16 protein-coding genes are annotated in these 17,772 nt (G+C 63.5%); 14 read left to right on the top strand and 2 right to left on the bottom strand.

What is annotated here, in order from left to right:
• Window positions 1-84: 84 nt before the first annotated feature.
• Window positions 85-1,188 (bottom strand): GTP cyclohydrolase II, encoded by a 1,104-nt coding sequence (gene ribA / locus DQ230_RS05095; protein WP_113911424.1) that lies wholly within the window; start codon window positions 1,186-1,188, stop codon window positions 85-87.
• A gap of 177 nt (window positions 1,189-1,365) precedes the next feature.
• On the opposite strand from ribA, the gene DQ230_RS05090 reads away from it, so the two are divergent.
• The 8 genes from DQ230_RS05090 (at window position 1,366) to DQ230_RS05055 (ending at window position 11,812) form a co-directional block, all read left to right on the top strand.
• Complete coding sequence (locus tag DQ230_RS05090) at window positions 1,366-2,052, top strand: response regulator transcription factor (RefSeq protein ID WP_113911423.1); 687 nt, start codon at window positions 1,366-1,368, stop codon at window positions 2,050-2,052.
• Window positions 2,053-2,271: 219 nt separating this feature from the next.
• Complete coding sequence (locus DQ230_RS05085; protein ID WP_113911422.1) at window positions 2,272-3,060, top strand: exodeoxyribonuclease III; 789 nt, start codon at window positions 2,272-2,274, stop codon at window positions 3,058-3,060.
• Between the two features lie 129 nt (window positions 3,061-3,189).
• The gene (locus DQ230_RS05080; RefSeq protein ID WP_113911421.1) at window positions 3,190-4,113 is read left to right on the top strand and encodes a thioredoxin family protein; all 924 of its coding nucleotides are present in this window, start codon (window positions 3,190-3,192) and stop codon (window positions 4,111-4,113) included.
• A 49-nt stretch (window positions 4,114-4,162) separates the two neighbouring features.
• On the top strand, window positions 4,163-4,810 hold the full coding sequence (locus DQ230_RS05075; RefSeq protein ID WP_113911420.1) for an LON peptidase substrate-binding domain-containing protein: 648 nt from the start codon (window positions 4,163-4,165) through the stop codon (window positions 4,808-4,810).
• Complete coding sequence (locus tag DQ230_RS05070; RefSeq protein WP_113911419.1) at window positions 4,807-4,998, top strand: Trm112 family protein; 192 nt, start codon at window positions 4,807-4,809, stop codon at window positions 4,996-4,998. The genes DQ230_RS05075 and DQ230_RS05070 overlap by 4 nt, the downstream gene beginning before the upstream one ends.
• A gap of 178 nt (window positions 4,999-5,176) precedes the next feature.
• Window positions 5,177-6,994: an autotransporter assembly complex protein TamA gene (locus DQ230_RS05065; protein WP_238987431.1), complete on the top strand. Its 1,818-nt coding sequence runs from the start codon at window positions 5,177-5,179 to the stop codon at window positions 6,992-6,994.
• Window positions 6,995-7,005: 11 nt separating this feature from the next.
• Complete coding sequence (locus DQ230_RS05060) at window positions 7,006-11,205, top strand: translocation/assembly module TamB domain-containing protein (protein ID WP_203227998.1); 4,200 nt, start codon at window positions 7,006-7,008, stop codon at window positions 11,203-11,205.
• 103 nt (window positions 11,206-11,308) lie between these two features.
• Window positions 11,309-11,812, top strand: coding sequence for an SRPBCC family protein (locus DQ230_RS05055; protein WP_113911417.1), 504 nt, complete (start codon window positions 11,309-11,311; stop codon window positions 11,810-11,812).
• On the opposite strand, the gene DQ230_RS05050 is transcribed toward DQ230_RS05055, so the two are convergent.
• Window positions 11,805-13,034, bottom strand: coding sequence for a flavin monoamine oxidase family protein (locus tag DQ230_RS05050; protein WP_113911416.1), 1,230 nt, complete (start codon window positions 13,032-13,034; stop codon window positions 11,805-11,807). The genes DQ230_RS05055 and DQ230_RS05050 overlap by 8 nt on opposite strands.
• 125 nt (window positions 13,035-13,159) lie before the next feature.
• Between DQ230_RS05050 and DQ230_RS05045 the strand changes: the two genes are divergently transcribed.
• From DQ230_RS05045 to DQ230_RS05020, 6 genes are all read left to right on the top strand, one after another.
• The gene (locus tag DQ230_RS05045) at window positions 13,160-14,089 is read left to right on the top strand and encodes an ABC transporter ATP-binding protein (protein ID WP_113911415.1); all 930 of its coding nucleotides are present in this window, start codon (window positions 13,160-13,162) and stop codon (window positions 14,087-14,089) included.
• Window positions 14,086-14,847 (top strand): ABC transporter permease, encoded by a 762-nt coding sequence (locus DQ230_RS05040; RefSeq protein WP_113911414.1) that lies wholly within the window; start codon window positions 14,086-14,088, stop codon window positions 14,845-14,847. Before DQ230_RS05045 ends, DQ230_RS05040 begins: the two co-directional genes overlap by 4 nt.
• Before the next feature lie 85 nt (window positions 14,848-14,932).
• On the top strand, window positions 14,933-15,745 hold the full coding sequence (locus DQ230_RS05035; RefSeq protein ID WP_238987430.1) for a S49 family peptidase: 813 nt from the start codon (window positions 14,933-14,935) through the stop codon (window positions 15,743-15,745).
• A gap of 4 nt (window positions 15,746-15,749) precedes the next feature.
• Window positions 15,750-15,917, top strand: a complete 168-nt coding sequence (locus tag DQ230_RS05030; RefSeq protein WP_238987429.1) for a hypothetical protein — start codon at window positions 15,750-15,752, stop codon at window positions 15,915-15,917.
• Window positions 15,918-16,865 carry a calcium/sodium antiporter gene (locus tag DQ230_RS05025; RefSeq protein WP_113911412.1) on the top strand — a complete coding sequence of 316 codons (948 nt, stop codon included), beginning with the start codon at window positions 15,918-15,920 and terminating at the stop codon, window positions 16,863-16,865.
• Complete coding sequence (locus DQ230_RS05020; RefSeq protein ID WP_275263521.1) at window positions 16,862-17,665, top strand: SDR family oxidoreductase; 804 nt, start codon at window positions 16,862-16,864, stop codon at window positions 17,663-17,665. The genes DQ230_RS05025 and DQ230_RS05020 overlap by 4 nt, the downstream gene beginning before the upstream one ends.
• The last annotated feature ends 107 nt before the right edge of the window (window positions 17,666-17,772 follow it).

The following is a 17,772-nucleotide window of genomic DNA, read 5'->3' as shown; positions in this document are numbered from 1 at the left end:
CGGCGCCGGATTTTGGGTATTTGGACCAAGAAAAAGCACCATGGTTTTTTCTTGGTCCAAATACCCGTTTTGCCACGGTTGCGATTACAGCAAATGGCCCGATTTATGCGCTTTGGTGGCCAGGTATCCCTTGTTCTGGTCGGTCTGCCCGACCATCAGCGGCACGCGCTGGGTCACGTCGATGCCGCAGCGTTTCATCATGTCGATCTTGGCGGGGTTGTTGGTCATCAGGCGCACGGACGAAAACCCCATCCGTGACAGGATACCGGCACCGATGCGAAAATCGCGTTCGTCGTCTTCGAAGCCAAGCCTGTGGTTCGCTTCGACCGTGTCAAACCCCTGATCCTGAAGCGCATAGGCGCGCATTTTGTTGGCCAGGCCAATCCCGCGCCCCTCCTGGTTGAGGTAAAGCAGGATGCCCGCGCCCTCGGCGCCCATCTGGGCCAGTGCGGCGCGCAGTTGCGGGCCGCAATCGCATTTGAGGCTGCCCAGCACGTCGCCGGTAAAGCAGGCGGAATGCAGCCGTGTCAGAACCGGCATATCGCGCGGTGGTTTGCCGATTTCGATGGCGTAATGTTCCTCGCTGCCGTCCTCGGGGCGAAAGACGTGGACGCGGCCGGCATGGCTGGCCTCCAGCGGGACGCGGGCATTGACCACCGGGTGGGGCGGGCTGGACAGGCGCATGGCGGCCTCGGCGGCCTCGACGGGCAGGATGGTCAGGCCGGCTCCTGCCGCATATTTTGCGGCAGTGTCCAGCGGCAGGACGAGGGCCGCTGGCAGCAGGCGCGCGGCCTTTGTCAGTGTCAGGGCCAGCCGGTGCAGGGCGACATCGCCGCCCCGCTGGGTGGCAAAGGGGCCTTTCATCGGGCTGTTCAGATCGTCCTCGGGGTTGGCGGTGGCGGCGATCCATGCGCGGTCCGCGTCATCGGGAAGGGTGATGCGGGCCAGATCGCCGTCATAGGCGCGCGCCTTGAGCGTTTCGGCGCGGCGGGCGGTGATGGCCAGTGTCAGCTCGGCCTCTGCCTCGGTCGCCAGCGCGCGCAGGCTGGCAAGGCGCGGCGCGTCCAGCGTTTCGGCCGCAGCGATCAGGGCGCTGCCGCCTGTGCCGCTCAGCGCGATCGGCAGGCCCATGGCCAGATCGCCGCGCGCGCGTGCCAGAAGGTGGGTGATATCGGGTCTGAGGCTCATCTGCGGTCGCGCTTGTATGGGGTCCGGTGGCGGGGTCGCGCTTGGTCTAATCGCTTTCGCGGGGGATTGAAACAAACGCCGCGCGTTTAACACGTGCGCGTGATCGCGGTGTTGCATTCCTTGCTGTTGGGGCAGGCAGTGCGCATCTGATGATCACGCAAACGAGAGGATTGGGCAATGGCGCAGCTGAAAAAGATACTGTTGGTGGACGATGACGAGGATCTTCGCGAGGCGCTGGGCGAGCAGCTGGTGATGACCGAGGATTTCGACGTGTTCGAGGCCGGCACCGGCGCCGAGGCGATGACCCACGCAAAGGATGCCAGTTACGATCTGATCCTGCTGGATGTGGGCCTGCCGGATACGGACGGGCGTGAGCTGTGCCGCCTGATGCGCAAGCAGGGCGTGAAATGTCCGATCCTGATGCTGACAGGTCATGACGGCGATGCCGATACCATTCTTGGGTTGGATGCGGGCGCCAATGATTACATCACCAAGCCGTTCAAGTTTCCTGTCCTTCTGGCGCGCATCCGGGCGCAGCTGCGCCAGCACGAGCAGTCGGAGGATGCGGTATTCCAGCTGGGGCCGTATCGCTTCAAGCCGGCGGTCAAGATGCTGATTGCCGAGGATGGCCGCAAGGTGCGCCTGACCGAGAAGGAAACCAACATCCTCAAATACCTCTACCGCGCGCCTGACGGCGTGGTGGCGCGGGACGAGCTTTTGCACGAAGTCTGGGGATATAACGCGGGCGTGACCACCCACACGCTGGAGACGCATATCTATCGCTTGCGCCAGAAGATTGAGCCGGACCCGTCGAATGCGCGGCTTTTGGTGACCGAAAGCGGGGGATACCGCCTGTCCAGTTAGACGCATGCCGGTCGCATGGAACCGATGCCACTGGCCCGAGTTACGCTGTTACCGCCGCCGTGGCGGCACGTTACCCGTTTGCATATGCGGTTATATATGCACCTCCCTGTTGGACTGGCCCCGGCATCAGACCGGGGCCTTTTTTCTGGGCTGGCTGGCGCGCCGGGGGCGTGCGTGGTAGGGCCGGGGGCAGCGATTTGACCCTTGGAGATGTTCTGTATGACCTTCACGCTTGCCACCTGGAATATAAACTCGGTCCGGCTGCGCGCGCCGCTGGTCTGCAAGCTGCTGTCCGAGGAAGCGCCGGATATCCTGTGCCTTCAGGAATGCAAAAGCCCGGTGGACATGATCCCAATCGATGATTTTGCGGCGCTGGGCTATACCCACATGGTCGCACGCGGGCAAAAAGGGTATAATGGCGTGGCCATACTGTCCAAACTGCCTATGACCGATATGGGTGACAAGGATTTTGCCGCCCTTGGCCATGCACGGCACGTTGCCGGGCAGCTGGAGGATGGCACGATCATTCACAATTTTTACGTGCCCGCCGGCGGCGATGTGGCGGACCGGGCGGTGAACGAGAAATTCGGGCAGAAGCTGGATTATCTGACAGAGATGCGGGACTGGTTCCGGGCCGAGCGGCCGGAGCGGTCGATCCTGGTCGGCGATCTGAACATCGCGCCGCGCGAGGATGATGTGTGGAGCCACAAGCAGTTGCTGAAGGTGGTCAGCCACACGCCGGTTGAGGTTGAGCATCTGCAAGATGCGATGGAGGCCGGCGGCTGGGCCGATGTCACGCGGGCGGATATTCCCGACGGGCAGCTATACAGCTGGTGGTCTTACCGCGCCAGGGATTGGGATGCCGCCGACAAGGGGCGGCGGCTGGATCACATCTGGGCGACCGGCGATATTGCCGGCGCGGGCCACTCCAGCCGGATTTTGCGGGCGGCGCGGGGATGGGAAAAGCCCAGCGACCATGCGCCTGTTTTCGCGACCTTCGATCTGTGAGGGCGCCGGGGGCAGCGGCCCCCGGACCCCCGGAGTATTTCGGGAAAGATGAAAGCAGGGGCGCCCTTGCAAGGGAGGGGGCGCTGCGCCATGTAATTGGAAACGCGCAAATCAGCGAGGCAAGACGATATGATAGAGTTAGGTGGCGGGGCTGCGGCCCCGGCGAGCGATCTGATCAAGGACGTGTCCGAGATCGACTTCATGCGCGACGTGGTCGAGCTGTCGCAAAAAGTGCCGGTGATCGTCGATTTCTGGGCGCCGTGGTGCGGGCCGTGCAAAACGCTGGGTCCGGCGCTGGAGGCCGCGGTGACCAAGGCGGGCGGCGCTGTGCGCATGGCCAAGGTCAATGTAGACGAAAACCAGAGCATTGCCGGGCAGTTGCAGGTGCAGTCGATCCCGACCGTCTACGCATTTTGGCAAGGGCAGCCGATTGACGGGTTCCAGGGCGCCGTGCCGCCGTCTGAGCTGGAGGCGTTTGTGGGCCGGGTTGTTGCGGCAGCCGGGGGCGCCATGCCGGACGGCGATAGCGGGTTCGACGAGGCGATCGTTGCCGCCGATGAGATGCTGGAGGAAGGCGACGCCGCAGGCGCGGCGCAGACCTTTGCCGCGATTCTGGCCGAGGATCCGGACAACGCGGCGGCCTTTGGCGGCATGGCGCGGGCGCATATCGCCCTTGGCGAATTGGAGCAGGCCGACGCGGTTCTGAACGGCGCCCCTGCCGAAATTAGCAACGCTCCCGAAATCGAGGCGGCGCATGCGCAGCTGGCGCTGGCGCGGCAGGCCGAGAATGCCGGACCGATCGCCGAGCTGGAGGCGGCTGTTGCCGCCGATCCCGCGGATTTGCAGGCGCGCTATGATCTGGCTCTGTCATTGGCGGCTGCCGGCCGCAGTGAAGAGGCGGTCGAGCATCTGCTTGAGCTGTTCCGCCGTGATGCGGAGTGGAACGAGGGTGCGGCGAAGGCGCAGCTTTTCACCATTTTTGATGCGCTCAAGCCGAATGATCCGGTGGCGGTGCGCGGGCGGCGTAAGCTGAGTTCGATGATTTTCATGTGACGACCCGGTTGCAGTTGCCGGCCCGCGTGGCAGGACTAGATACCAGTGCATGACGAACAAACCCGAGTTTCCCGATCTGATCCCGATATTTCCGCTGACGGGCGCGCTGCTGCTGCCGCGCGCCCGAATGCCGCTGCACCTGTTCGAGCCGCGCTATCTGGCCATGCTGGATGACGCGCTGAAGACGCCGAACCGACTGATTGGCATGGTGCAGCCCAACAAGGTGCCGGGACGGTCTGGCCATGGGCTTCAGACCATTGGCTGCGCCGGGCGCGTCACCCAGTTTTCCGAAACGGAAGATGGCCGCTACATGATAACGCTGGCCGGTGTGTCGCGTTTTCGCGTGATCGAGGAGGTCGAGGGGCTGACCCCCTACAGGCGCGCGCGCGTGTCATGGTCCGGGTTCGAGCGGGATCGCGGCCCGGAGGAAGAGGACGCGCGATTCAACCGCACCGCGTTCCTGACCACCTTGGCGCAGTATTTCGACAGTCAGGATTTGCAGACAGACTGGGACAGCCTGAAAGAGGCCGATGACGAGCTGTTGATAAATTCCCTGTCGATGCTTCTGGGGTTCGAGCCGGAGGACAAGCAGGCCCTGCTGGAGGCCCCGTCGCTGAGCACGCGGCGCGAGACATTGATGACGCTGATCGAATTCTCCATACGCGGCGGCGACAATAGCGAAGGACCATTGCAATGACGGACGCACAAGGCAGCGCGCAATTTGACCGGCGGATGCTGGAGGCGCTGATTTGCCCGCAGACGCATCAGCGGCTGGACTATGACGCAGCCGCGCAGGAGTTGATCAGCCGGTCGGCAAATCTGGCCTTTCCGATCCGCGACGGTATTCCGATCCTGCTGATCAGCGAAGGCCGCGCTCTGGACTAGCGGCGCCGTATCCGCGCTGCATTTGCCACATTTCGGGTCACGGCAAGTTGAGAATGCGACATTCTTAGGAACTTGCTGGAGGCTGAAGACGTAGTAAGCTACGATGTGCTGCTGAAACGCCCAAACCGCAACCGGTGGTTTGGCTGCACTGTGCCCGGATACGAAGAAGGATGCGCGCGTGAAGTTTTTACCAGATGTGTCGCATCTGCCGAAATCGATGGCCATTGCCCTGTTTTCAATCGCTGCCTCCGGCGCTGCGGCGCTGGACACTGTGCGGTTCGAGGTTGTTGGCGGCAACAAGGATCTGATTGCTGCGTTCAAGGTGGCATCGCTGGTCGTTGCGGCGCGCGAGGATGGGCGCACTGGCGCGCAGGACATCATCGCGGCGGCGAACGCCGATTACGCCAAGTTGCTGACCGTTCTCTACGAACAGGGGTATTACAGCGGTGTCATCAACATATTGGTTGATGGCCGCGAGGCTGGTCTGCTGTCACCTTTCGCCAACGTCAACGGCGTGAACGAGGTGGCGATCCGCGTCAATCCTGGTCCCCCGTTCACATTCGGAACCGCGCGCATCGCGCCGGTCGCGCCCGACACCGAGCTGCCCGAAGAATTTGCCCCCGGCAAGCGGGCGCGCGCGCCTGTCGTGGGCAGCGCGGTAGACGCAGGCATCGCAGGGTGGCGCGAGGTTGGCCGTGCCAAGGCGGAGCTGGCCGATCAGTCCATCATTGCAGATCATAAAACATCCACGCTGGCCGCCGAACTGGCGCTGCGTCCCGGCCCCGTCGTGCGCTTTGGCGAGTTGAAGCAGACCACCCAAAGCGCCGTGCACCCCGGGCGTCTGCAACAGATCGCGGGCCTGCCGACGGGCGAGCGGTTTTCCCCCGACGAGCTGGAGAAATCGGCCAAGCGGCTGCGCCGCACCGGTGCGTTCAAATCCGTGTCCCTGATCGAGGCGGACGAGTTGCGCGCGGGCGATGTCATGGACATCGAAATGAACATCGCCGATGAAAAGCCGCGCCGTTTTGGTTTCGGCGCCGAGGTCAGCAGCAACGAAGGCGCGGGCGTGTCCGCGTTCTGGCTGCATCGCAACCTGTTTGGCGGGGCCGAGCGGCTGCGTTTTGACGCGGCAATCGGCGGGATCGGCAGCCAGACAGGCGGCATTGACGGCGGCATCGACTACGAGGTGGGTGGCCGGTACGAACGGCCGGCCACGTTTGGCGCAGACACAACGCTGTTCATCTTCGGCAAGGTCGCCCGCGAGGACGAGCCGAACTATCTGTCAGATCAGGTCACGCTCGGCTTTGGCTTTAGCCGGATCGTCACGGAGCAGCTGACGCTGGAGGCGGGTCTGGCGCTGCGATACTCGGACGAACAGGATAGCCTGGGCAGCCGCGAGTTTTTCCATCTGCTGCTGCCGTTGAAGGCAACCTATGACAGCCGGGATGATATTCTGGACCCCGCCTATGGAGTCTATGCGCAGGCCGAGGTGATGCCATTTGCCTCGCTCAATGGTCAGGATTCGGGCGGGCGCGTGTATCTGGATGGCCGCACATATTATCAGCTGGACGAGGGCGGCATGTTCACGCTGGCCGGGCGGCTGCAATTTGGCAGTATTCTGGGCGCCAGTCTGGCCGATACGCCGCAGGAATTTCTGTTCTATTCCGGCGGTGGCGACACCGTGCGCGGCCAGCCCTATCAATCGCTTGGCGTGCCGCAGGGCACGGGAATCACCGGCGGGCGCAGCTTTGTCGGGGCGTCGGCGGAAATGCGCGTCGATCTGGCGGGCAACTTTGACCCGGTTGCGTTCTTCGACGTGGGCTATGTCGGCTCCGAGAGCATTTATGACGACAGCGGGCGCTGGCACAGTGGCGCGGGACTCGGAATTCGGTACGCCACCGGGATCGGGCCGATCCGTCTGGATGTGGGCATGCCGGTATTGGGCAGCACCGATGATGGCGTGCAGATCTACATTGGCATCGGGCAAGCGTTTTGAGGATTCAACCAGTGACACACTTGATGACCGCGAAGCTGAAACAGGTCGCGCTGATGCTGCTGATGGCGGTTCTTCCGCTGGCCGCCGCCGCGCAGGATGATCGCGGATTGCTGCAAGGCTTTATCGAGGACAACCTGTCCACCGAAGGCCGCGCGGTGCGGATCGAAGGCTTTGCCGGGGCGCTGTCCAGCGAGGCGACGCTGGAATTGTTGACCATTGCCGATGAGGACGGGATCTGGCTGACGCTGAAGGATGTCACCCTGAACTGGAGCCGCCTTGCGCTGCTACGCGGCCGCCTGGAGGTGACCAAGCTGTCGGCGGGCGAAATTCTGGTGCCGCGTTTTCCAAAACCACAACAAAGTGTCGACATTCCCGATGCGGAGGCAACCGGATTTTCCCTGCCCGATCTGCCCGTTGCGATCAACGTCGAGGAGGTTGCAGCCAACAGGATCGTGCTGGGCGCCCCCTTGCTGGGCGAGGAGGTCAGCCTGTCGCTGGCCGGATCGCTGCAACTGGACGATGGTGTGGGCAACGCCAAGCTGGACGTGACGCGGCTGGACCGGTCCAGCGACAAGGTGGCGCTGGACGTGCGATATTCCAACGCCGATCACCAGCTGGGCGTTGACCTGACCGTGACCGAAGATGCGGGCGGTCTGGCGTCCAGGCTGATGGGGATACCCGGCGCGCCGCCGCTGAAACTGACGGTGCTGGGCGATGATCCGCTGGAGGATTTCACCGCCGAAATCGCTTTGGAAACCGATGGGGAGCAGCGCATTGGCGGCACTGTCGCCGTGCAATCGCCTGCGCCGGACCCTGCGGCGCCGGATGCGCCGACGCCGTTGCAATTTTCCGTCGATATCGGTGGCGATATCGCGCCGGTATTCGCGCCGGAATATCGCGCCTTTTTCGGCCGCGAAATTGCGCTGACGGTGCGCGGGTCCAAGCCGGCGGATGGCGGGTTGGGGATTGACGTGCTGTCGCTGAAATCCGCGGCGCTGACGCTGGACGGCACTTTGCAACTGGGCGCGGATAACTGGCCGCGCAGTTTCGATCTGACCGGGCGTTTGGCCAGCGCGAATGGCGATGCGGTGCTGTTGCCGCTGAGCGGGCCAAAGACGACGCTCGATGGCGCGGACCTGAAGCTGCGTTTCGACCATGAAACCGGCGATGAATGGCGCCTGACGCTGGATGCGACCGGGCTGGTGCGCGATGATCTGACGCTGGACGCGGCGCAGATATCGGGCGGCGGCACGCTGGCAAAGGGCGAAGGCGCCGCGCCGGGGCGCGTTGATGGCGCGCTGGATCTGGCCGCGACGGGCCTTGCGCTGACCGATCCGGACCTGAAGGCGGCGTTGGGCGATGCGCTGAATGGCGATATCGTGTTCGACTGGACCCAAGGAACGCCCTTCCGGCTGTCGTCGCTGTCGGTCAACGGGCAGGATTTCAGCGTGGAAGGCAGCGCCGAAATCGCGGGCCTGTCCAAGCCGATGGCGCCGCGACTGTCCGCTTCTGTCGCGGTCAAGGCGGCTGATCTGGGGCGGTTCGCCGGGCTGGCAGGCGCCGATCTGCAAGGCGCGACGGACGTGCAGATTGATGTGGTCACAACGCCGATGGACGGCGAGATCGAGGTATCTGTCAGCGGCACGGCGCAGGATCTGGCCGTTGGCCAGCCCCGGCTCGACCCACTGCTGACAGGCCGCACCCAGCTGCGGCTGGACGCACGGCGCGGCAAGGACGGCACGTTTCTGGACACCGCGCGCGTGACATCGGCAAATGTCGATCTGGACGCCAGTGCCGCGTGGAAATCTGCCGGCTCGACCGCCGATCTGATGCTGAAACTGGTGGACACCGCCGTGATCGCGCCCGGCCTGAGCGGGCCTGCAACGCTGCGTCTGGATGCCGATCAGGCGGGCGACGTCTGGACCATCAGCGCGGGCGCCTCCGGCCCCGGCGAGGCGGTGATGACGGCCAATGGCACGATTGATGTGGTGGGCGGCAAGCCGGGCCTTTTCGACGGGCGTGCCAGCATCGTCGCTACCGATTTTTCGCGCTACTCCGCACTGGCGGGCCGCGATCTGGGCGGTGCGGCCAGCGTGGTGATTGATGCACGCGGGAATGCCGCCGATCTGAGCGGCCAGGCCGAATTGCAGATGAACGGCCAGGATCTGGCCATTGGTATTGAGGCGGCAGACCGCATTTTGCGCGGCGCCTCCAGCCTGCGCATCGACGCAGAGCGCAGCGCCGATGGTGCGCTGACACTCAGCAAGGGGATCATCACCACGCCGCAACTGGACGCGACGGCGCAAGGGTTCTATGCCTCCGACGGCGCAGGCACGGCAACCGTCGATCTGGCGGGCGATGACCTGAGCATCGGGATTGCGCAGGTCGACCGCCTGCTGCGCGGCAAATCCAGCGCCCATGTCGAGGCGCTGCGCAGTGCGGATGGCGGCATTACCCTGCGCGCCGGGCGGCTGAACACGCCGCAGATTGATGCCACGGCGAACGGGTTCCTTGCAGCAAACGGCGCGGCGCGGGCCAGCGTTGATGTGACCGGCAACAATATCGCCATCGGCATCGCGCAGGTGGACAGCCTGCTGCGCGGCCGATCGACGCTGAACGCCGAGGTGGCGCGCGATGCGGACGGGACATTGGTAATCGACAGTGCGGCGCTCAGAACGCCGCAGGTCACGGCGGATGTGTCCGGCACGCTGGGAACGGGCGGCAATTCGACCGCGCGGATTGATGCGCGCGTGTCCAACGTGGCACTGCTGGCACCGGGTATCTCCGGCCCCGGCACGATCAAGGGGACGGTGCGCGGCGACGGATCGGGCTATGTCATCGACACGGATGCGACCGGTCCGGCGGGGATCACCGCCAAGATTACGGGCCGCATCGGAAATGACCGCAACCTGAATTTGCAGGCGCGGGGCAAGGTGCCGCTGGCGCTTGCGAACTTTGCCATCAGCCCGCGCAGCCTGTCGGGTATTGCCAATTTCGACCTTGCGGTGAACGGCCCGCCCGCGGTGTCCTCGGTGACGGGGACGATCACGACCAGCGGCGCCGGACTGGCCCTGCCCAAGCTGAAGCTGGCGCTTCAGGGCATCAACGCCAATGTGCGCCTGACCGGCGGTGCGGCGCAGATCGATGCCAGCGCCGGCGTTTCCACCGGTGGCCGGTTGGCCGTGAATGGCCGGATTGGCCTGTCGGGCGGGTATCAGGCGGATCTGGCGGCCGATCTTCAGGGCGTGGGCATCACCGATCCGGGCCTTTACACGACCAAGGCCAATGGCCGCATCACGCTGAATGGCCCGCTGACGGGCGGGGCAAATATTGCCGGCACCATCAATCTGGGCAAGGTCAGCATACAGGTGCCCAGCGGCGCGATCACGGCTGGCGCCAATCTGCCCGGTCTTGAGCATATCAACGAACCTGCCGCCGTGCGGCGCACGCGCGCCTTTGCGGATATGCTGAACGGCGGCGGCAATGGCGGTCCGGGCACCGAGGCGAGCGGCCCGGTTTTCGGACTGGACGTGACGGTGAATGCACCGGCGCGGATTTTCGTGCGCGGCAGGGGGCTGGACGCCGAACTGGGCGGTGCGCTGCGGCTGCGGGGCAATACGGCGCAGGTCATTCCCGAAGGGCGGTTCAATCTGCTGCGCGGTCGGCTGGATATTCTGGGCAAGCGTCTGGACCTGACCGAGGGTTATTTGCAAATGCAGGGAAGTTTCGTGCCGTACCTGCATCTGGTGGCTCAGACCACCAGCGGCGATGTGCAGATCATCATCGGCATTGATGGCCCCGCGACCGAGCCGGAAATCACCTTCTCCTCCCAGCCGGATTTGCCGGAGGATCAGGTTGTCTCGCAACTGATCTTTGGCCGCGACCTGAGCCAGATTTCCGCGTTTCAGGCGATTCAGCTTGCCTCGGCAGTCGCGACGCTTGCCGGCAAGGGCGGTGGCGGCGTGGTTGGAAAACTGCGCCAGGGTGTCGGGCTGGACAATCTGGATGTGACCACCGGCGCGGAGGGCAATACCGAGGTGAAGGCGGGCAAGTATCTGTCAGAGAACATTTATTCCGAGGTCGAAGTTGACTCCGAAGGGGAGACCCAGATCAACCTGAACTTGCAGATCAACAAGCGGCTCAAGGCCAAGGGAAGCTTTGGCGCGGGGGGCAACAGCGGCCTTGGCGTGTTTTTTGAAAAAGATTACTGAACTGGCCGCGCCCGAAGCGGGGCGCGCCAAGCTGCGTTTTGCCGTCTTGGCGTAACGAAAACCTTGCGCTAACCTGATCGGAAATGCCGGAGGGGGGCGCCCAATGCAGATGAGCGACACGCGAGAGATTGCAGCGGACAAGGCCACCGTCTGGGCGGCATTGCTGAACCCCGATGTGCTGAAGGAATGCGTGCCGGGCGCCAGCGAGGTGACGGGTAATTCCGGCGACGGGTTCGAGGCGGTCGTCACCCAAAAGGTAGGACCGGTCAAGGCAACGTTTCGCGGCACGGTGACCGTCAGCAACGTGGTCGAGGGCGCCAGCCTGACCCTGACAGGGGAGGGCAAGGGCGGCGCGGCCGGTTTTGCCAAGGGGGCCGCCGATGTGCGGCTGGACGAGGCGGATGGTGTCACAACGCTTAGCTACGACGTAGAGGCCAAAGTGGGCGGCAAGCTGGCCCAGCTGGGCAGCCGGATCGTTGACGGCTTTGCCAAGAAGATGGCCGATCAGTTCTTTACCCGCCTCGAAGAGGTGATAGAGGGGCCGCAAGAGGATGATCCCGAACCCGAGGCCGAGAAGAAAAGCTGGCTGAAAAAGCTGATCAGCTAAGCGGCGTCATACGCGCCGCAACGTCCCGTCCGCTTTGATACGCACCATGCGCGGTTGACTGCCAGTGCAGCGAAAATGCCTCGCCCGCGAAGGCAACGCACCCGGTATCTGCGGCTATCAGATCGCGCCTGAGTTGCGCCGCGCCGGGCCGCGCCTGCGAATAAGAGCCAAGGATCAGCGGATTTTCGGTCCAGCCTGTCGTCGCCGTGCCGACAATCCGCTCGGAAATCCCGGCGCCGAATGCCTGCACCAGCGCGCCTTGGGCGTAATCCGTCAGCGCCGCAGGTCCGGCGGCTGTCAATGCGCGCGCGGTATCGCCTGCGACATGGCACAGCATCATCGGCGCGGCGCCCGGAATGATCTGAAAACTGGTGGCCAGATCGGCGCCCGCCTGCTGAATGGACAAAAACCGCGTGCCGTGCAGTTCGGGGGGCAGCACGTCCATCGCGAAGGCGACTTTCTCATAAGCGCCGCAGGGGATATCGCCAATCTTTGCCACCAGATCAGCGGCCGGGCCGGGGCCAAATCCGATGGCGCCGCTGGCCAGCACGCCGGTGGACACGGTGACGATGACGCCCGATGCGTTCAGCGCGCCCTGATCGGTGATCACGGTTGCACCATTGCTGCGCTGGGTGATCGCGCGCACCGTTATGCCGGTGCGAATGCTCAATCCCGCTGCCATTGCCCCGATAAACGCGCCATAGCCCGACAAAACCGGCCAGTTCTGGCCGGTATCGGCGTAATCGGCATACCCCGCGGCAGAGACGCGCGCCGCGTCCTCGCCCGCCATAAGCGCAAGGATTTGCCGCACGGCGGGCGTCCAGCGTCCGGCATCGGGCAGAACCTCGGGGATCGGCACGTCGCGGCCCGACCGCTCGACCGCATCGAAGGCGGCGGTGACGGCGGCGTCATAGGCGTGCACATCGCTTGCACCCACAAATGCGCCGTCTGTCCAGATCTGGTAGGGGTTGGCCACCTCCGCCGTCCGGTAGGTTGCGCCCAGCTGGTCCGCCCACGCGACCAGCGGATTGACGTCCGCGCAGTGAAGCCAGTGACAGCCGTGATCCCAGGCACCCGGCAGCCCTGACGCAGCGGTGTAGGCGCGCCCGCCAATGCGGTCTGATGCCTCCAGCACCAGATAGGGCGCGCCGCGTGCCGCACATTCCAGCGCGGCACCGATACCGGCTGCGCCCGCGCCGATGATGATGATTGGATCGCTCACGCCAGATACCTCAGGTTGCCCAGCCGTACGATAACGCCGCCGGGCGCCTGCGCAAGGATTCCCCGATTGCCACCACGTCCGATTGCGTTAGGTTCCGCCGGGCAGGAATGGCAGGAGGCCAACGCATGACGGCGATCGTCGACGTGATGAATATGGGCAAGGTCTATGCCGGTGGGCATGCCGCGCTGACCGATGTGTCGCTCCAGATCGAAGAGGGCGAGATTATCGCGCTGCTTGGACCCAACGGCGCGGGCAAGACCACGCTGATTTCGGCGCTGTGCGGCATCGTCACGCCCAGCAGCGGGCGCGCCACGGTGGGCGGCCATGACGTGGTGGCCGGCTTTCGCAAGGCGCGCGCGATGATCGGGCTGGTCCCGCAGGAAATCGCGCTGGAGCCGTTCGAGAAGGTCATCAACACGGTCCGCTTTTCGCGCGGCCTGTTCGGCAAGAAGCGCGACGAGGCGCTGATCGAGAAGATCCTGCGCCAGCTTAGCCTGTGGGACAAACGCACTGCGCGCATCCGCGAGCTGTCGGGCGGGATGAAGCGCCGCGTCTTGATCGCCAAGGCGCTGTGCCACGAGCCGCGCGTTCTGTTTCTGGACGAGCCGACCGCCGGCGTCGACGTGGAACTGCGCCGCGACATGTGGCAAGTGGTCGAAGACCTGCGCAAATCCGGCGTCACCATCATCCTGACCACCCATTATATCGAAGAGGCCGAGGCGATCGCCGACCGTATCGCCGTCATCAACAAGGGCCGGATCCTGCTGGTCGAACCCAAGGCCGATCTGATGGCGCGCATGGGGCAGAAAACGCTGCGCATCGACCTGATGGCGCCTTTGGCAGCTGTGCCGCCTGCGCTGGCCGCGTTTGATGTCACGCTCTCGGCGGATGGCCACGCGCTCAGCTACACCTACGAGGCCGGGGGCGAGCGGACGGGCATCACCCGCCTTTTGCAGACACTGGCCGCCGAGGGGCTGGCGCTGCGCGATATCCAGACCACGCAAAGCAGCCTTGAGGAAATTTTCGTCGGACTGATCAAGGAGGGCGCGGAATGAACCTGCCAGCGGTATGGGCGATATACGTCTATGAAATGAAGCGGTTTTTCCGCACCCTTATGGAAAGCCTGCTGTCGCCTGTCATCTCTACCTCGCTCTATTTCGTGGTGTTCGGCGCTGCCATCGGCAGCCGCATCGACGAGGTGGAGGGCGTCAGTTACGGCGCGTTCATCGTGCCGGGCCTGATCATGCTCAGCGTGATGACACAGGCCATCAGCAACGCGTCATTCGGCATTTATTTTCCGAAATTCATCGGCACGATTTTTGAACTGCTATCGGCGCCTGTAAACTTTTTGGAAATCGTCCTGGGCTATGTCGGGGCGGCAGCGACAAAATCGCTGCTGATCGGGATCGTGATTTTGGTGACGGCAGGGTTCTTTGTGGATATTCAGATCATGCATCCATGGGCGATGCTGGCCTTTTTGCTGCTGACCTGCATCAGTTTCAGCCTGTTTGGCTTTATCATCGGCATCTGGGCGGAAAACTTCCAGCAATTACAGCTGATTCCGCTGCTGGTGATCACGCCGCTGATCTTTTTGGGCGGGGCGTTTTATTCCATCTCGATGCTACCCGAAAGCTGGCAAACGGTGGCGCTGTTCAATCCGGTCGTCTATCTGGTGTCAGGCTTTCGCTGGTCATTCTTTGGCATGGCCGATGTCGGCGTGGGCTGGTCGCTGCTGGCGATTGCCGCGTTCACCGGCCTCTGCCTGGGCGTGGTCTGGTGGATCTTCAAAACGGGGTACAAGATCAAATCCTGACATCCCGTGACGCAAACGCCGGTTAAATCCGCAACAAGTGCCGCCGCGCCTTGTTTCGCAGGGTTCGGGAATATACATCGCACACATGATGAAATGGTCCGCTTTCAAATCCCGCCTGCCGTTTACCAAAAACGACCCGCGCGTTGCGGTCGTCCGGCTGAGCGGGACGATCGGCACCGGCCGCATGGCCCTGAATGACGAGGCGCTGGCGCCAATTCTGGACAAGGCATTCAGCCGCGGCAAGCCAAGCGCGGTTGCCCTGCTGATCAATTCGCCCGGCGGCTCGCCTGTGCAATCGTCGCTGATCGCCTCGCGCATCCGGCGACTGGCGGATGACAAGGGTGTACCGGTCCATGCCTTTGTCGAGGATGTCGCCGCGTCGGGCGGCTATTGGCTGGCCGCGTCGGCGGATGATATCTGGGTCGATTTCGGGTCGATCATCGGGTCGATCGGGGTGATTTCGGCGGGCTTTGGCCTGCCGGTTTTTCTGGCCCGTCAGGGGATCGAGCGGCGGGTTCATACGTCGGGCAAATCGAAATCGACGCTGGATCCATTCCTTCCGCAGAAGGACGAGGACGTGGCACGGCTGAAGCATATCCTTGAGGACATGCACAGCGGTTTCATCGCCTATGTAAAGGAACGGCGCGGTGCGAAGCTGGCTGAAAATCCGGCGCTGTTTACTGGCGAATTCTGGCTGGGCCGCCGCGCGGTCAAGCTGGGGCTGGTGGATGGCGAGGCGCATATGATGCCAAAGCTTCAGCAGCTTTATGGCAAGGATGTCCGGCTGATCCGCTACGGCCCCAAAAAGGGCCTGCTGTCGCGTTTCGGCGCCACCATGGCCGAGGACGCCATGCAGGCGGTCGAGGCGCGGGCGCATTATGCGCGGTTCGGGTTGTGACCCTGTGATTGTCAAGATCGTCGTTCTTTTTCTGGCCGCGATGGCCGTGTTGGCCATGTTCGGGCGCTACCGGTTTCCGGGGCAAAAACGGCTGGCGGCCGCCAAATGCAAACACTGCGGTAAATTCAAGATCGGCAAGGGGCCATGCTCCTGCCAGAAGGGATTGAAATAGATGGTCGTCTGGTTGCTTGCTGCGCTTGGGCTGGTAATCTTGCTGCTGGCGGGTGACGCGCTGGTCAAGGGGGCGGTGAACCTCAGCCTGCGCATCGGCATTCCGGCGCTGATCGTCAGCCTGACGGTTGTGGCCTTCGGCACCTCGGCGCCTGAATTGCTGATTTCGGTCAATGCAATCCTGCTGGACAAGCCGGGGCTGGCGCTGGGCAACGTGGTGGGGTCCAACACCGCGAATGTGCTGCTGGTGCTGGGCATACCGGCGATGCTGTCGGTTATTCGCACCAGTTGCTGTGACACGCGAAAAACCTATGTTATCATGCTGTTGTCCAGCGTCTTGTTCATCGCCCTCGCCTTTGCGGGTGTGTTCACATTCTGGTCCGGGCTGGTATTGCTGGCAGGGCTGGCGCTGGTCATGGGAATACTGGCGCGGGATGCGCAACGACACCGCCGGGCCGAACGTGCAAATCCCGCCGACGACATCGAGGGCGCAGACCCGAACATGCCGTGGTGGCAGATCATTGTTTTTCTGGTGCTGGGGCTGGTCGGCCTGCCGCTGGGTGCCGACATTCTGATCGACAATGCGTCGATCATCGCCGCACAATACGGCGTCAGCGACAGTGTGATCGGCCTGACCTTGGTTGCGCTGGGAACCTCCCTGCCTGAACTGGCGACCACCGTCATGGCGGCGCTGCGCAAGCAGGCGGATGTTGCCTTGGGCAATGTCATCGGGTCCAACATGTTTAATCTTCTGGGCATTATCGGCGTTGCCTCTCTGGTTGGGCCGATCCCGGTCGATCCCGGTTTTCTGACGTTCGATCTGTGGGTCATGCTGGCCGCATCGTTGATTTTGGTGCCGTTCGTATTTTTCAAGGTTGATATTGGCCGGGTCTGGGGCATGCTCTTGACCGGGGCCTATCTGGGCTATGTCACTTACGTATTGATCTGACCCGCACGCAGGAGGCGCATATGGGACGAGCATTGGTAACAGGTGCGGGCCATCGGCTGGGACGTGCAATGGCGCTGGAACTGGCAAAGCAGGGCCATGACGTGGCGGTTCACTATCACAGCTCGGATGAGGGCGCGAAAGAGGTGGTCGCCGAAATTCGCAATCTGGGACGCAGCGCCGTTGCGTTGCAGGCGGATCTGCTGAATGAGGCGGAGGTCACGCCACTGATCCCGGCGGCTGCGTCCGCGCTGGGAGGGCCGGTGACGGTATTGGTGAATTCTGCCTCGATCTTTGACCATGATACGCTGGAAAGTGCGACGCGAAACAGCTGGGACCGGCATTTTGAATCCAACCTTCGCGCGCCTTTCGTGCTGACGCAGGCGCTGGCGCAGCAGGTGCCCGACCCGGTGATGGACGCGCAAGGCGAGCCTGTCGCCCAGGGCCTGGTTGTGAACATGATTGACCAGCGCGTGCGCAAACTGACGCCGGAATTCATGACCTATACGCTGGCCAAGATGGGCCTGTGGGCATTCACCCGGACCGCGGCCCAGGCGCTTGCGCCGCGTGTGCGCGTCAACGGCATCGGCCCCGGACCGACCCTGCGCGCCACCCGCCAGAGCGAGGGGCATTTCGCCGCGCAGCGGGCTGCCACGATCCTTGAGCGGGGCGCAAATACCGACGATATCACTGGCGCGCTGGCGTATTTCCTCAACGCGCCAGCGGTGACGGGGCAGCTTTTGTGTGTGGATGGCGGGCAGCATCTGTGCTGGCAGACGCCGGATGTTCTGGGCGTGGAATGACGCCTGCGCGCACCGCGCCCGGCCAAAGTTTTGCACTGCGTTAAGGTTTGCTCTCCGCACCATCTGAATCCTGTAGCGATATCAACATATTGCAGTGCGGCATAAAT

The sequence above is a fragment of the Roseovarius dicentrarchi genome (assembly GCF_003316635.1).
In the GTDB taxonomy this organism is placed as follows: Bacteria; Pseudomonadota; Alphaproteobacteria; order Rhodobacterales; family Rhodobacteraceae; genus Roseovarius; species Roseovarius dicentrarchi.
This window is presented reverse-complemented; position numbering and strand designations above follow the sequence as displayed.